Annotated in this window: 12 protein-coding genes, 1 tRNA gene and 2 pseudogenes; 9 read left to right on the plus strand and 6 right to left on the minus strand. The window is 50.4% G+C overall.

The window, feature by feature from the left end:
• The first annotated feature begins 16 nt into the window (after positions 1–16).
• The 7 genes from ACR0MI_RS17035 to ACR0MI_RS17065 all read left to right on the plus strand — a co-directional run bounded on the left by ACR0MI_RS17035 (position 17) and on the right by ACR0MI_RS17065 (position 5,728).
• Positions 17–103, plus strand: a tRNA-Leu gene (locus ACR0MI_RS17035).
• A 100-nt stretch (positions 104–203) separates the two neighbouring features.
• Entirely contained in the window at positions 204–1,325 is a 1,122-nt protein-coding gene (locus ACR0MI_RS17040) for a tyrosine-type recombinase/integrase (RefSeq protein WP_170817274.1), read from the plus strand.
• 41 nt (positions 1,326–1,366) lie between these two features.
• Entirely contained in the window at positions 1,367–1,747 is a 381-nt protein-coding gene (locus ACR0MI_RS17045; RefSeq protein ID WP_480854967.1) for a hypothetical protein, read from the plus strand.
• A 323-nt stretch (positions 1,748–2,070) separates the two neighbouring features.
• Positions 2,071–3,276, plus strand: a complete 1,206-nt coding sequence (locus ACR0MI_RS17050; protein ID WP_480854969.1) for a hypothetical protein — start codon at positions 2,071–2,073, stop codon at positions 3,274–3,276.
• A gap of 92 nt (positions 3,277–3,368) precedes the next feature.
• A complete protein-coding gene (locus ACR0MI_RS17055; RefSeq protein WP_480854971.1) occupies positions 3,369–3,647 on the plus strand; it encodes a site-specific integrase in 279 nt (92 codons plus the stop codon).
• A gap of 297 nt (positions 3,648–3,944) precedes the next feature.
• Complete coding sequence (locus ACR0MI_RS17060) at positions 3,945–4,469, plus strand: hypothetical protein (RefSeq protein ID WP_170616399.1); 525 nt, start codon at positions 3,945–3,947, stop codon at positions 4,467–4,469.
• A 287-nt stretch (positions 4,470–4,756) separates the two neighbouring features.
• Complete coding sequence (locus ACR0MI_RS17065) at positions 4,757–5,728, plus strand: hypothetical protein (RefSeq protein WP_480854973.1); 972 nt, start codon at positions 4,757–4,759, stop codon at positions 5,726–5,728.
• Positions 5,729–5,879: 151 nt separating this feature from the next.
• Here the strand turns inward: ACR0MI_RS17065 and ACR0MI_RS17070 are convergent, their stop codons facing one another.
• Positions 5,880–7,313 carry a sensor histidine kinase gene (locus ACR0MI_RS17070; protein WP_170616395.1) on the minus strand — a complete coding sequence of 478 codons (1,434 nt, stop codon included), beginning with the start codon at positions 7,311–7,313 and terminating at the stop codon, positions 5,880–5,882.
• Positions 7,314–7,698: 385 nt separating this feature from the next.
• Between ACR0MI_RS17070 and ACR0MI_RS17075 the strand changes: the two genes are divergently transcribed.
• On the plus strand, positions 7,699–8,949 hold the full coding sequence (locus ACR0MI_RS17075; protein ID WP_480854976.1) for a cytochrome P450: 1,251 nt from the start codon (positions 7,699–7,701) through the stop codon (positions 8,947–8,949).
• Positions 8,950–9,012: 63 nt separating this feature from the next.
• On the opposite strand, the gene ACR0MI_RS17080 is transcribed toward ACR0MI_RS17075, so the two are convergent.
• Together ACR0MI_RS17080 and ACR0MI_RS17085 are read right to left on the minus strand one after the other, a co-directional pair.
• On the minus strand, positions 9,013–10,149 hold the full coding sequence (locus ACR0MI_RS17080; RefSeq protein WP_170616391.1) for a response regulator: 1,137 nt from the start codon (positions 10,147–10,149) through the stop codon (positions 9,013–9,015).
• A 403-nt stretch (positions 10,150–10,552) separates the two neighbouring features.
• Positions 10,553–11,293 carry an acyl-homoserine-lactone synthase gene (locus ACR0MI_RS17085; protein WP_170616389.1) on the minus strand — a complete coding sequence of 247 codons (741 nt, stop codon included), beginning with the start codon at positions 11,291–11,293 and terminating at the stop codon, positions 10,553–10,555.
• Positions 11,294–11,849: 556 nt separating this feature from the next.
• Between ACR0MI_RS17085 and ACR0MI_RS17090 the strand changes: the two genes are divergently transcribed.
• Positions 11,850–12,791, plus strand: a complete 942-nt coding sequence (locus ACR0MI_RS17090; protein ID WP_170616387.1) for a response regulator — start codon at positions 11,850–11,852, stop codon at positions 12,789–12,791.
• A gap of 36 nt (positions 12,792–12,827) precedes the next feature.
• Here ACR0MI_RS17090 and ACR0MI_RS17095 read toward each other — a convergent pair.
• The 3 genes and pseudogenes from ACR0MI_RS17095 to ACR0MI_RS17105 form a co-directional block, all read right to left on the minus strand.
• Positions 12,828–13,585: pseudogene (locus ACR0MI_RS17095) on the minus strand (IS5 family transposase).
• Between the two features lie 247 nt (positions 13,586–13,832).
• Positions 13,833–14,798 carry a M15 family metallopeptidase gene (locus tag ACR0MI_RS17100; protein WP_480491735.1) on the minus strand — a complete coding sequence of 322 codons (966 nt, stop codon included), beginning with the start codon at positions 14,796–14,798 and terminating at the stop codon, positions 13,833–13,835.
• Positions 14,799–14,835: 37 nt separating this feature from the next.
• Positions 14,836–15,023, minus strand: a pseudogene (locus ACR0MI_RS17105) (IS5/IS1182 family transposase); the annotation flags it as partial.

Here is a 15,023-nt window from a genome sequence, read left to right on the forward strand (position 1 = left end):
CCAAGTCACTGGCAGTGCGGTCGTGGCGGAATTGGTAGACGCGCAGCGTTGAGGTCGCTGTGGGGTAACTCCCGTGGAAGTTCGAGTCTTCTCGACCGCACCAGAACTAGCTTGATCAGTTAGTTTTTGGCCTTATAAACAAGGGCATTCAGCATTTTCCGAGTGTGTCGCATAACGCAAACAGCACACATGGACAGCACACAATGGCCTTCAAATTGACTATCAAATACGTAGACCAAATCAGTGACACTCAGTGGCGTTTCCGTAGAAGGTGGCCAAAGAGGGTGCGCGAAATTCTTGGTGAGGACGCCTACCAGAAGCACATTAAGGCACGTAATGGAGCCGCCTTTCAGCGTGAGTACCAGTTTCACCTGAGGAATTTTGACGCGATTGTTGAGGATACCCTTAGGCGGCACCCTGAGGTTGATAACAGGTCGGCCACTCAGAAGTTCATCGATGCCCAGCGCCTAGCAGAGCAATACATAGAGGGTGTTCAAGGGTTGGACCCCGACGATAGCTGGACCCGTGGGGTAGTAGGTCACAGTCTGGCTGCCCGTGGTGAGGCCCCCGAAGTTGTTGCTGCTGTCCTTAACCCTGATCAGGAACCTCCAAAGCCAACGCTGGTCGACATGCGGGACATTTATGCGAAAGACAATGGGCTTGCTGATGACAGGAAGAAGATGGTCAGGATTGACCGCACCTTTGGTCGACTAAGCGACGCGCTAAGGAAGCCTCTAGACGAGGTGACTATCGAGAGTATCGACCGGCTGACGGCTCGCGCGTTCAAGGACCATCTACTAGGACTAAAGAAGGCAAACGGGAAACCACTGGCACTAAAGTCGTGTCAGCGTGAGATGATTATTGTAGCCGCCGCTTATCGCCATGCAGTCAGGGAGCTAGAGATACCAGCGGGGCGCGACCCCTTCGAACGTCTAGCGTGGCCTAAGGAGCAGGTTAGCTCACTGGATAAGAACGTCCCGCTACCAGACAGTGTTGTCGACGCCGTACAGACGACCCTAGAGGGTGGCAGGAGCAAAGACCTTCCTGATATGTGGCAGGTGCTGAAAGGTACCGGGATGCGGCTGGGTGAAGCCTGCGGTCTGCGAGTGAGCGACGTGGACCTGACCGGGGAAACGCCATCCATTTTGATCACCCCCAACGAAATCAATGGCATCAAAAACAGCAATAGTGACAGGTATGTTCCCATAGCTTCAGACAGCCTCAGGGAATCCCTCAGGGCGCGTGTAGAGGGGCGCAAGGGTGAGGAGCCACTGTTCCCTTCTTATGGCCGTGATGGCGGCCCTATTCGCCTCTTTCGTCTGTAGGCATCTCGGGTTTTATTGCCTACTCCGTTTATCGAAAGTGAATGAATATGAAACTCGCAAAATTTGCCGCTGCCATCTTGTCTGTAGCCATCGTTGCTGCCTGTGCTGAGGGCACCACTGTTGTAACGGGCCAGCAACGACCCGCCATCAATCCTGAGCAAGTTAAGTTGTACTCACAGCCCCCACAATCTTCCTATGAAGTTATTGGGCTTGTCCGAGCGAGCAGCGGAAATGGGTGGACTGATCAACAATCTATTGATTACGCGGTGACCGAGCTTAAGAAACAGGCGGCCAAGGTTGGTGCCAACGGTGTAGTGATTGGTGCGACTGGCGCTCAGACTGGCGGTTTTGTCATGATCGACAACGTTGCTTACCCTTACGACGAGCAGACAGTTTCAGGAACGGCAGTTTTTGTGAACTGAGTTTTCTTTGTTTTTCCCGAAATTGGAAATTGCGCTTAACCTCACATCAATCTCAAAGGAAAACTATGGCCGCTTGACAGGCGCGACAGCACACAATAGCCCTTAGGGCAGCACACATTTGGGGAAACCTGAAGGCTGCCCTGGGGCATTTCGCCCATAAAAATAAGGGGTTCGTGGCGCTAGTTCGATGGTCCTAGATGCTTCTCGACCGCACCAGTAATTCACCCATAAAAATAAAGAACTTCGTGAAAATAGGGCCTTAGCCTTGCAAAGCGTCACATTGGTCGTCACATTAGATAATGTGACGATTTAGGGATTGGTGGATGAAAAAGGTTGCTGACACTATTCAGTTGCGTGGGCGGTATCATGTGAAAATCGCGATACCCGAGTCGATTAGGGCGCATTGGGCTGGAAAAGATGTTTACCAAAAATCCACCAGATCGACGGACCCGGTTGCTGCCGCAAAGGAGGCGCGGCGCATTCGTGCAATCATGGATGCGCAGCTTGAACAGGCTAAGGCCGAAGAGGGTTGGCGGGCATTGGCCCGACACTTGCCGCCAGATCAAAGAGCGCTGCTGGACAAGGCCGGTGGATTGTCCGGGCTTTTGGATGAGTTCGAGCGAAGCAAGAAAGCACTGGCTTTCTTAGAGGCCGGTAAGCCCGCTGACGCGGGCGCATTCGACGTTGAGGTCGGGCCAAGAGGCGCGCCCACTAAGGTGCTGATTGACGAGTTGGCTGACCCAGAAGAGCTAAAGTTACAGCAAGCAGAAAACCACGCCGCGTCAGCGGCGATACGCGCCCAGACAAATGCGCGGGGTAGGGTGTTGCGCCAGATTGGTCAAGACGTTGATCTTGTCGGCGACGTGTTCAGCTTGCGCGATCTGGTCGAAGATTGGGCACCGTCCGTTGATGCACATACCGCAGAAAACGGGCGTACATACGTCAGGCGGTTCACTGAACTGCATGGCGAGATTGGATTGCAGGACATTACCGGCGCTCACCTGCGGGAGTTTACCGACGCACTCAAAGGTCTTCCCAAGGTCCAGAGCGGCAAGCGTCGCGAAATGACAATTCAGCAGCTAGTTGCAGATGCCAAGAAGACCGGGGCGGACACCATCGGTTATGCCACTCAGAAGAAATACTTCGACATGCTCAAGGGTCTCATGTCTCACGCTGTTGGGCGTCGCTTCGTCGAAGCCGACCCTTGGGTGGGCATGAAGCTGGTTAAGCCCAAGGTGAAGCACAGCGCCGAAAAGGCCCGCCGCGCCTTCACGGGTGAGGAAGTTGGCAAGATATTGGAATTCGTCAAAGGATCGAATGCGGACCAATATGGTAGCACGACCGTGGACCGCTGGGCACCATGGATTGCTGCCTACCACGGGTTGAGGATTCAAGAGGCCTGCCAGCTTCGGACAAAAGACTTCGAGGAAATCGGTGGCGTTTGGTCAATGAAGATCACCGATGAAGGCGAAGACCAAAAAACCAAAAATGCGGCATCTGTCGTTGGGTGCCTGTCCATCCCGCATTGATCGCAGCCGGATTGCGTGGCGTGGTCGAAGCCCGACCGGCTGACGCTTTCGCATTCAACCAATTTGGGCGATACGCTAAGAAGCTGGAAGAAATGACGCCGGACACTCGTGGGCGCGTCAGCGCCGACTACGGCAAGCGGTTCTCATACCTGTTGCGTTCCAAGCTAGGCATCAAGGACCCCAAGGCGGTCTTTCACAGCTTCCGTCATCGCTTTCAGGACGCCTGCGACAACGCCAATATATCTGATGCGCATCGTCGTTACCTGACAGGCCGCGCCAACAGAGATGCTGTTGAGGGTGGCTATGGTGATGGTGCTGGCATGCGGTATCTGTTTGACAGCTTGAAACAGGTTGACCCGCTCGATCATTAATCAGTCAGTTTTTTGTGTTCTGGATGCCTGCTGTTTGCACCGGCTGTGCAGAAAACGGAAACTCAGCCAATATGATCAAGGGTCAGGGTATTTTCGGTGGCTCAGGTAATTGGTTGGCTCATTTAGTGTTGATTAGGCACGCACGTATTTTGTTCTTGAGAGGAGATAATTCAGTGACAGATCAAATTGAATCCGAGAGTGCGACTTTTGACGGTTCAACCATTAGAATTCAAAGGGACACTCGCGGTCGAGCTGCCTGCGTCGTTGAAGGTACAAGAGTCCTTCTGAAAGACGGGCATGAAAAGCCAATTGAAGATATTCAGCCATTTACTGCGGACAAGGCTGGAGACGAACTTATGTATCGAAGGTTCGACGGTATATCCGGTTGCTTTGATAGCAGGCCCAGAAAAAGAATTCCCCGTCGTCGTGGTGGAAGTCGAAACTGATAGAGCGAAGTACAAAGTAAAGGTTTCTAAATGGCACTCGTTAATGAGAAACTACTACTCATTGGTACAAGCTTACGTTTTAAAGCCGGGAGACAAGCTTCTAACATCAACGGGCACGGGTACAGTCAAGTCCGTTGGCTTTGAGCCTTATGATGGCGACGTGTGGAATGTTTTCTTAGCGAACAAGGCGTTCATCGATAACCTTGGTGATATGACGATGGAGATGATTTACGCCTTCCGTAGGAACTCGTTGCTTGGATTGAAACCCAAAGAGCACATCATACTAACTGATGGGTTGGCTTCAGGTTCGTTTGTTATGCAAATGCAACAGATCGACTTTGTCAGAGACGGAATGAACATAAACGAGTTCGCATAGCACTTCACTAAAGTAAGCCTGCGTAAGCAGGCTTTCCATTTAACGCGTTGCATCTTTTAGGTCAGCATTGCTGACCTTGACCCGTTTTTGCGGTTTTCTTGCTTTGTTCCCAGCTCAGGTGCATAATCCGCACAGAACGGGATGAATGATCCAAGGGAAACTTTCTTTATTTGTGAGTAGGTTAACAAGTGTTGACTGTAAGTCAAAGCGATCTGGCCCACGCGGTCGGGCTAACGCGGAATACTGTGACGGCCCGTGCGCGTGGGTTGGATTATACCACAGGTGCAATGGGTGCGCGGCTCTATCGGCTGGCGGATGTTTTGCCGTCGATCAAACCGAGAGAAAGAGGCGCTTTTCCCGAACTTTTCAAAGCTGCTCGAAGTGACGGTGAAGAGCTTTGGGTGGGTGATAACGCTGTTACCCGAGCCCGCCGCTTGGAAAGATGGTTACGGGGTGAACAGGTCGAACGCCTGTTGCCTCTCGCATTCATCTCGATGCCAAAGGTTGCCACCGGCGCGTCTCTGCTTGCCGCATCTTCATACATCATTGCTGCCGGTGTATCGGAACCATCGGCTGCACTTCCTTCGTCTGAAGAAGAACGCCGTAAGACGATCTTTGCCAGCCTGCGGAAGCAGAAGCCTTACGGCCTTTTTGACAATGTGTCCGGTGAAATCACGTCTGATGCATTGGCCTCAGTACTGACGGCGACGACTTTTGAGGGGCGAGTTCTCGGGAAGTCTGAGATGGCAACCGTATCGGCAAACGCAATGTTCGTGATGACGTCGAACAATGCTCGCCTGAACGAAGACCTAAAGCGACGTGCATTCCTGATCCGCCTAGATGCCAGGATGGAAAACCCAAAGGACCGGAAGGAATTTAAGTTTGATCTTGAAGGCACTTACGTTTCGGACCATCGCGGAGAACTACTGTGGGCCGCGCTGACGCTCATTAAGGCGTGGGTAGTGAACGGCGTGCCCCGACCGGAGAAAGTCCCGCAAATGGCCTCCTATGGCGAATGGGTTAGGGTACTTGGCGGGGTTCTCGAAAACGCGGGCGTCAGTACGTTCCTTGGAAACGAAGACCAGAAGGATGCTGTTGCGGCTATCAATGAAGCTGAGGGCATCAATAACTTGATCGCGGTCTGGTGGGAAAAGGCAAATGATCCTCAGCAGCAGTTTGTCACAACAGAGATGGTTGCTGGCACGGATGAAGGTTTGGTGGCCTTGTGTTTCGCTGAAGATATTGAACTTGAGGGGTAAAGAGAACCCGCAAAGACGCAGACCTTATCTATGATGCTACGGCATTGGGCAAATTCCTCGGCGATCACGCTGACGCGTACTTCAATATTGAGGGTGTGGAAAAGGGGAACCTCGGCGTTCAGCCGATTTGTGCAACAGAGCTGGGATTCGGCTAAAGTTGCTTGGTTTGCACGGCGCAGGTTAGTGAGGTGTGCTCGGCTCCGGCGGAACCTACCTCGTGCCCGCTTATCGCGGGAAACATAACAAAGAACTCTGTGCCTTCACCAAGTTTGCTTCTGTAGTCTATTGTTCCGCCAAAATGCTCAACAATTTCCTTTGAAATGTGCATCCCGAGTCCGGTACCGCCTGCGTGACGTTCATCGGAGGAGTCTATCTGGGAAAAGCGATCGAAAACTTTGTCATGGAACCCCTCAGGTATCCCGATGCCATGGTCTTTGACGAAGAGGCGAATATTCCCGCCGACCTTCTCGCATCCGACGGTTATCTCGCCTCCATCAAGGGAGAATTTAGCTGCGTTGGAGATAATGTTGGCCAACACCTGAAGAAGGCGGGAAGCATCACCTTTAACGTACAGATCATTGTTTCCTCTTAAGTCTTCTACAATTTCTACGTTGTGAGCACTGGTGTATCCCATGTTACAGGCAATCGCTTCCTGAATTAGCGCATGTACATCAACAGTTCCTTCACGGTAGTTCATCTCGCCCGCTTCCATTTTTTGAATGTCCAGCACATCATTGATTAGGGATGCGAGCCGTTCGCAGTTTTTACCTGCTAAATGAATGAGGCTTTGCATTGAATCTGGAGCTTCACCCAATGCGCCTGTGTTGATTAGGTCAAGTGATCCCTTGATCGAAGTGAGAGGCGTGCGCAGTTCATGGCTAACTGTCGATATGAACTGAGTTTTCGCAATGTAGGCCGCTTTTGTTCTTTCGTGCTCTGCTTTGAGCTTTTCGAGTTGTTCCAAATTCCTGCGGTAGAGCTTCAGGAACACCATCGAACAGTCAATCAGAAAGTACATTACAAAGATAACGGTGAAGAAGTGCAGCCAGAGTTCAGATGAAAGCTCGGGGCGTTCGGTCCAGATATCCTTGACGACAATCAACATGAACGATACGCCGTACATGGTCAGACGGACAATCATTGCCCACAGAAACTGATGGTTGTTCATTGCTGCAAACAACGCCGCAGCGAACAAGAAGAACATTGGAGTAAAGTGACCACCGGCGGGCTGTGCGAATGCAACTGAAACAGCATACAGGCAGATTGCAGATGAACTGAGGATCGTGTTCAACAGAATCCAAACAACCATCATACCAATTGCTTTGTGCTGATCTGGCTTTAAGCGCGGTACGCGTTTGGCCAGCAATAAATCTTGCGCTTCGCAAATGAGAATTGTCCCATAGAACAGCATGGCGTTAACGGGATCGAAGAAGAACGCAGTCAAAATGGTCGTGGCCAGATAAATAGCCTGCCGCTGCCACAGAAGCGCAAAGCTCATGGCAGTATAATCTATGATGTTTTGCAGAAGCCGGTTTTCCGTTTCACCGGAGTCCCGGTCCGGTAGATTGGCGTCGATGGCTGTCATCTAAATGTCTTCGTTTTTTGCGCTTGGACAGTACCATTAGCGGCACAATGAGGACTTAGTTGGTCTGAATTGGGTTCACAGTTTGGCGCTAATCCTTTGAAGGCCACCGTGATTGTTGGCGTTTCACGCAAGATTCTGGTGTGAGAGGTTGAAAAACTTTTGTTGCGCAAATGCAGTGTGGGGCGCCCAAAATTGACGATCTCGTTGCTAAGTGCGTTTTTTTTTATCTTAATGTGCCAGAAAGAAGGAGAAAATCTTAAAGGGTTGGGGTTTGACTGCTGTTGAATTTACGAAGTTGGGGCAGGGCGCTGCCGCTCCTGTTTCGGCTAGGCTTGCAAAAAAGCCGGTGACACTGCTTCAGTTTGCAAGGTCCGCTGGTCGAAACATGTTTGAAGTCATCCCGGCCGAAACTCTACGTGAAACTTATGTTCGTGGGCCTTTGAACATACACTATATCTGTGATCCTGAAATAATAACCGAGTTACTTGTCGGGCAGGGCCGTTCTTTTCCCAAAGCCAAGTTCACTAAAGACATTATTGGATCGGCTGTAGGCAACGGGTTGATACTCTCTGAAGGGGAAAAATGGCGTCAGCAGCGGCGTAGGTATTCTCCACTATTCGCCGCCAGGAACCTCCCGGTTTTGGCCCGGCATTTTGCAGAGACTGGTGTCGAGATTGCGGATTCATTGGCGGAACACGAAGGCCCTGTAGATATTGCACAAATTGCGCCTGCATCAACGTTGACGAATATTTCTAGGGTAATTTTTTCGGGTAACAAGAAAGTCAGTTCAGAGCAGATACGCATGGGGCTGATCAAGTATTTTGAGTACATTTCTGATTTGTCTCTTTTCGATTTAATGGGTTTGCCAAAGTGGGTGCCGCGCAAGAATTGGCTACGCAGCCTGGCCCCGGTCACCAATATGCGGAACCTCGCCGGACAGGTCATTGATCAGCGTCGCGCCGAAAGCCGCAGCGAGCCACAGGACTTCCTTGATTTTATGATTGAGGCGTTGAAAACAGATTTCGAGGATGAAGCGACAACCGTTGACAACCTTTTAACCTTTGTCGTCGCTGGCCATGAAACTTCCGCCAACGCTCTGGCCTGGGGGTATTATCTGCTGGCGTTGCACCAAGATATGCAAGCTAAGGTTAGACAAGAAATTCGGTCGGTTCGCCCAAAAGGTCCAATGGAGTTTTCTGACCTGGAAGCAATGCCACTCCTGCGCGCCCATGTAAAAGAGACGCTGCGGCTTTACCCTTCAGCCGCGTTCTTTGCTAGAGACGCATCTGCCGACCTTGAAATCAAAGGGGTAAAGATTGCAAATGGTGACGCGCTGTTCTTCCCAGTTTACTCTTTGCACAGAAACGAAAAACTATGGGATGCTCCTGACCACTATCGACCCGAACGGTTCTTGGGATCTACACTACCTCGAGGTCAGTACATTCCATTTGGAGATGGTCCCAGAATCTGCATTGGTGCTCAGTACGCTGAAACTGAAATCATGGTACTTATGGCTTCGGTGCTCCGTCGAATAAATTTTTCGATTACAGAGTCTGAATTGCCGGAACCAGTTTTGACATTCACCATGCGTACCAGTGGCCCACTCATCCTCAACGCCGAACGGGTTCGCGAATAAAGTTGATATCTAAACTCCAGTGCCTGACCTTTGATCGACGTCAGGCCTGGCGATAGAATTCGCTTACTGCCGGCGAGTGAGGTAAGTGTTATCGCCGTACAGCTCACGCAAGACTACATCAAACAGTCTATCGTTGACCATTTCTTTGCGATGCGGTGTGGGCTCAGAAAATGTGGAAGAGGTTGTAACCAGGCCCTTTCTGAGATTGGCCTCACGATGATTTACGTTTTTGATAGCCATGTCCAAAGAGGCGAATGCTCCAACCTTCGTAAAAGAACGAAGCGATACCGGTGTACCTTTCACCACTTTAAGATGGACAGATGCGCAGCGGTTGCTGAGAACAGTCCCTAGTTCTTGGTTTAGGAAAGCTTCGGTCGGAATATTCTGGGTGCATTCCCGCCCATGTGTAACAATGAGAAATGCGCCACTCCCGCGATAGGAATAGATTCCTCCAGCAGCCTGTGTTGTTCTTTCAATGCAGAATCCAATGTCGGAAACAGATCGCCGAAAATCACCAAAATTCTTCAGATCAAAGTGATACTCGGCGTCACGAAATTTGATTGCGGTGACCCAGGTGTCAAATCGACGCCTCCGTGAAAGCTGCTCGACATAGTTGTCGAATTCGACATACCCCAAGCAGTGTTCTTGCTCGTCGATAGACAAAGGATCCTTGAAATTGAATTTCTGGTTGAAATCCAATTCACTGCGAAGATTTTCTATCGACGCCGATGAGGATTGGGTTTTCTTTCTCTCCATCATCAGAAGGTGAGCGGCGTTCATACGGCTGCGCAATTCAAAGAAGTCGAAGGGTTTAGTTACATAATCAAACGCGCCTTCTAAAAATGCCTTCTCGATGTTCTGCCTGTCATCCAGTGCAGTCAGCATTATGACAGGTGTTTCCAGATTTTCCGGCAGGTTTCGGATTTGTGAAAGCAACTCTATCCCCGAGGTTCCAGGCATCTGAATGTCAACAAGCAGACAGTCGAACGGGGATTCTGCTGCTTCTATCATCCTAAGCGCTTCATCAGCTGAACTGGCAGCAGCCACATTGCAGTTTTCGAGTTCAGGAAGTGCTGACTGGAGCAATTTCAAGATGTCAGGATCATCATCAACCGCCAGTACAGTAAGTGCGGTCTTTCTTTGTGCTCGATGCTCTAGATTTCTTTGGAACCGATCACTGCCAAATGTGGAATGTCTCATAACTGGTGAACCGTCGATATCCTCATAACGGGGTAAACTTATGAGGAGAGTGGGTCGAAACAGCGGCAAAAATGGAGAAAGTCTTCGTAGAAAGGGGCTTTTTCTTGACCTTTATTTGGCGCCAACGGCCTCAACAACGAATTGCCAGTTATTGTTGTGAACTAGCGTCGCTTTCTCGTAACGTTATTATTTCGGCAATCTGTTGGCGCCAAAGGGCAGTATACGATTGCAAAACTACGGAATTGAACAACGGTTAGAAGTCCAAGCATCGACTCTGGGAACCCCACGAAAATGCAATACAGCCGAGTTTTCCCAATAGTCTTAAAATCAACCTTAGTTGCAATGAAATATGCGTCGGGCGTCCAAGAGTAAATAAGACAATCTAGTGGGTGAGGTGTTCCATTTACTTGTGGATGTTGAATAAAACCGACTGACTGATGGTGCCATCGATGGAAAACTTTGCGCCGACAGGCGAGGCATTGATGCCCAGTCGCCGTGACCACCGTGCCCAGACTGAGGGGACGATGCCCAGGATGCTGGTTGCACCACCTTCCATCGCGACAGTAGTCATCTGGTGAAACAACTCCTGTTGAACCGGAAGCCTGCGTGACGATGCAACATCCTTTGCCACGAAGAAACGGGATGCTTCCCAAACAGAGCGCTTTACCGGGGCGTCAATAAATAGAACGTCAGATGGTATTCCTTTAAGGATACCTCTTTGCGCGTCGCGCAGCATATAACTATATATCCCGCACTCTGCAGTCGTGGGCAGAAGTCGCACACCTCCTAAGACCTCACCGAATTCATGCAACACAACCCATCGACAGGCTGGTGTGTCGTATTGGTCAAATTCCATCCCGTCAGCTTCACCAACTTGCCACTTTAACTGGTCAATGAAAATTGATTTTCTGGTTTCAAGGTATTTTGCCAGAAGGGTGCCATGCTCGTAAATATTGCGAAAATTAAGTGTAGTCGCGCGAATATGGCCAATGTTGCCACGTGGCTTTGGCGGCTTGCTATTGACAGCAAAAATTTGTAGGCGCGCCAAAGTATTTGGTGCGCCTGAAGTGCCGTTAGCAGGTGTCAGTTCCGGAAGCCCCTCCGGGACCGGGTATGTCTGCTTATACCTGAGTGGTTGGTCCATATTTTACTCATATTTCCGACACACTTATGGCAAGATTCAACTCAGAAAGTCCACAACCCTATGCGGTAGTTGCCCGAATAGATGGATAGGTGTGTCTAAATCTCCTCCCTTCCTTTGGTTACCTTCGCCGCCTGACCAAAAACTTTAGAAAGTTCTTGGCTTCTATTTTTTCCCGCAGGTTCCAATTATTTCCCCATGTCTGGCAACACACTGAAAAATATAGATTCTTTTATGTATTCCTTTCAAATTTTTGATGGATCAGGCGCGGTTTCGCTATCCGATAGTATTTCGAGGCAGTCGTGACGGTTGATAGAAGCAAAGTTATAATGGCATCAATAATTGGAGGGATTTGCTTTTCAGTATGCGCTCTCGCACGGGAAGAATTGTACAAGGTAAAAATAATGCACAGACATAAGGAAGCCCACCTTATGTCACCGTTTTGCCGCCTTCGTAAGAGAGGATGAGAACACCCTGAGTGTATCATGCGCCAGCCAACCGTTGCCTGAAGTCTGCAATGCCCAACGGTTGGCGAGGCGTAAAAGGTTGGTGAAAAGTTATGCGTATACTTGCTGTAGACGACGATCCTAGCATCCTGGAGTTGCTAGATAGAGTTCTAGACGCGTTCGGTTATAAAGACGTCGTCACCGCCAGAAGTGGGCCAGAGGCCATTGAAATACTGTCACGACCTAACGAAGCGTTCGACTGCTTGTTACTGGATGTGCAGATGCCGCAAATGAACGGCATAACTCTTTGCGAAGAAGTGCGAAAATTACCAGAATACAAGTACACGCCCATTATCATGGTGACCGCCATGGTGCAAAAAGAGTACATCGACGAAGCATTCGGAGTTGGGGCAACGGACTACGTTACAAAGCCTTTTGAGTTCTCTGACCTGAAGCAGAGGTTGTCTGACGCCTATAGAATGGCAGCGGAACGAAGAGCCGCAATCGAAGTGCTGGAAGCTGAAGCGGATTTTGAGTTGTGTTTTGGCAATAGTCCGGACGTTCGCTTAATTGATCCGCAATGTTTCGGAGATTTGCCCGGTTTCATTGGGTTAGCTGAATTTGAGAACTACGTAATTCAGCTTTCAACGATGCACTCCATGGCTGCAAAGCTTGTGGCGGTGAAATGCATAGGCGCCGAACAAATCTATGAGACGAGCACGGTCAGTGAATTCCGTAGTGCCATGACTTTAGCTGGTACAGCGGTTCTGTCAGCTAGTCAGGAAGGGCGTAAAGTGGCGACCTATTGGGGAAATGGCGTGTTCTTGGTGATCTACGACAATCAAATTAATTTGAGCGTGGACCAGTTAGGAGCTCCGCTTCCCGAGGCATTGAAAGAAATTTCCGGTGACACCACTTCAGGTCGGCCAATTGGCTTCCAAGTTAGCGAAGAAGTTATGCTTAAAGCCAAAACCAAGATGGAGGCGTTGTTCTTGATAGACAAGGCCGTCGAAATGGCTGAAATGTCGGAGGGTCGAGCGGCGAATATCGCTTGAAAAACTGCATATATGGATGGTGATTAGGGTCAGGACTCATAGCCAATAGATAACGAGTGCTGCGAGGGCGATTGCTGACAGGAAGACCTTCGGGCACCTGTCATAGCGGGTTGCCACACGCCGTCAATCCTTCAACCTGCCGAACATGATCTCGATCCGGTTGCGCCGTCTGTAACGACGCTTGTCGTACTTAACCGGTTTCTTCCGCTGCTTCCGGCCAGGGATGCAGGCGCGTATCCCCTTGTCTTTCAACGCTTCCCGGAACCAATCGGCGTAATAGCCACGATCCCCGAGCAGCCAATCAACATCCGGCAGGCCGCTCAGCCGTGCCCGCGCACCAATTTAATCGCTGACCTGACCGGCGGTGATAAACAGGTTGAGCGGACGTCCCCGGTCGTCGCAGATGGCATGCAACTTGGTGTTCATGCCGCCCTTGGTGCGACCGATCAGGCATCCACGCCCCCTTTTTTGACGCCCAAACTGGTTGCGGTACGGTGGGCTTTCAGGTAGGTGGCATCGATCATCACGGTCTTCTCTTCACCGTGTTCGGCAGCCAGACCGGCCATCATCCGGGCGAAGATGCCTTTGTCGCTCCACCGCTTCCAACGGTTATAGAGCGTCTTGTGTGGGCCATACGCCGAAGGGGCATCGCGCCATCTCAACCCATTGCGATTAATGAAGATAATGTCGAATAACACACGTCGATCATCAACGCGTGGTTTGCCGTGGGACTTGGGGAAGAAAGGCTCAAGAAGTGCCATCTGCGCATCAGTCAGCCAGAAAAGATCAGACATGGTCACCGCCCGATTTTCGAACCGTGAACCACGCAGCCAAGCGGAAATCAATGGGTCCTGACCCTAGACCTTGCCTCCGCTTGTAAAAGTCCATGCTGTGGAAAATCAAGCAGATCAGAAACCCGTGTGTCTTGATCTAAAAGCACCCCTTTTGTGGTGACCCGCAGAAAGGGTGCTTCTGTTGTTTTTGGGTTCACAAAACTAGTGAATTGGACACGGTGCCAGCTTCTGGCAGGGCGGAAAACGCTCACTTAGCCATTTCAAAGTGCATTCCATCCTTGGTCTTGTTGTAATGTCCGCCCCAGTAGAAACCCGCATTATTCGCGATTTCGACGAGCTCGCGGACAGACCCTTTGTTCCCGCATAGCGCAGGCGTCTTCTTCCAGCGGTTCCAATGGGTGCTGATGTCGATTGCAGATCCAAAAGAATGGTTGCTCAAATTGCTAACTTTTGCACTGCTCTTTTTCCCATGACCTTTAGTGGGATGGGGAGCCTTGTCTCGTTTGTAACGAGGCACGAAGCAACCTGCGTAATTGAGAACAAGGTGAAGCAAACTCGCGTCCTCCCAATCATCAAGGAGGCTTTTGATCCTGGGAACCATAGGCTTGTGACACCTGATGTAACCTCTGTATCCCGAAGCGAACTCAAATCGGTTGTCGTAAAAGTTGACGATGAAGTCTTCTTCCCAATCTGAAGATTTTCCGTCATGCGACCCTTTTACGACGATAGCTTCCTCATCGTGCCGTGGCGGCTTGGACTTTTGAATAAAGTCAAAAGCCGTAAACTTCTTGTTTCGCCAAGCATTAGTGGGCGACTTCAGCTTAGCAGGTTTGGGTAGCCAGTCGATCCCAGACCGTTTTTTGTAGTAGTCCTTTGGCAGAATATTGTAGCCCAAAGTAGCTGCAGCTTTCAGAGTTTTTTCATCCACCCTGCCATTTGCGGTTAAGCCATTCTGCATCTGAAAAACCTTAGTACCTGTTTCAGAATTGCTCCCGAAAATAGCATCGATGATGCCCACTTGAGGGATGTTATTCTTTAACAGAAAATATTGCCATCTTTGGACTTCCGCAGGAACGTTGTTCCCACCCCGTGAGAGCTTAAATATAAAAAACCTCCATCGAAAACTATAGCTAATGGGTTGTATAATAACATAAATCCAAAATTTTCGAAGGCTTCGAGATCTTTGCGATTGCGAGGGCTCTGTTGCACAAATCGGCTGAACGCCGAGGTTCCCCTTTCCCCGAACGGACTTATCTCACAGCTCCCGTGACGGGTATGCCGAGCGCGGTGTAGCCGTTCAGGACGGCGATGCGGACCTGGAACTCGGCGACCTGTCGCTCGAAGTCCCTCGCCATGAGCCGTTGTCCCAGCAGTTTCACACAATGCATCTTGGTCTCGACGCGGCTCCGGCGGTGGTAACCGCTCCATCTTCGCCAGA

This window comes from Ruegeria sp. D4, assembly GCF_056534475.1.

Bases quoted from the DNA above. Each gene is read 5' to 3' on its own strand.
- ACR0MI_RS17080 (WP_170616391.1), bottom strand. From the start codon at position 10,149: ATGAGACATTCCACATTTGGCAGTGATCGGTTCCAAAGAAATCTAGAG.
- ACR0MI_RS17070 (WP_170616395.1), bottom strand. From the start codon at position 7,313: ATGACAGCCATCGACGCCAATCTACCGGACCGGGACTCCGGTGAAACG.
- ACR0MI_RS17060 (WP_170616399.1), top strand. From the start codon at position 3,945: ATGAAAAGCCAATTGAAGATATTCAGCCATTTACTGCGGACAAGGCTG.
- ACR0MI_RS17085 (WP_170616389.1), bottom strand. From the start codon at position 11,293: ATGGACCAACCACTCAGGTATAAGCAGACATACCCGGTCCCGGAGGGG.
- ACR0MI_RS17050 (WP_480854969.1), top strand. From the start codon at position 2,071: ATGAAAAAGGTTGCTGACACTATTCAGTTGCGTGGGCGGTATCATGTG.
- ACR0MI_RS17090 (WP_170616387.1), top strand. From the start codon at position 11,850: ATGCGTATACTTGCTGTAGACGACGATCCTAGCATCCTGGAGTTGCTA.
- ACR0MI_RS17040 (WP_170817274.1), top strand. From the start codon at position 204: ATGGCCTTCAAATTGACTATCAAATACGTAGACCAAATCAGTGACACT.
- ACR0MI_RS17075 (WP_480854976.1), top strand. From the start codon at position 7,699: ATGTTTGAAGTCATCCCGGCCGAAACTCTACGTGAAACTTATGTTCGT.
- ACR0MI_RS17045 (WP_480854967.1), top strand. From the start codon at position 1,367: ATGAATATGAAACTCGCAAAATTTGCCGCTGCCATCTTGTCTGTAGCC.
- ACR0MI_RS17055 (WP_480854971.1), top strand. From the start codon at position 3,369: ATGACGCCGGACACTCGTGGGCGCGTCAGCGCCGACTACGGCAAGCGG.
- ACR0MI_RS17065 (WP_480854973.1), top strand. From the start codon at position 4,757: ATGGGTGCGCGGCTCTATCGGCTGGCGGATGTTTTGCCGTCGATCAAA.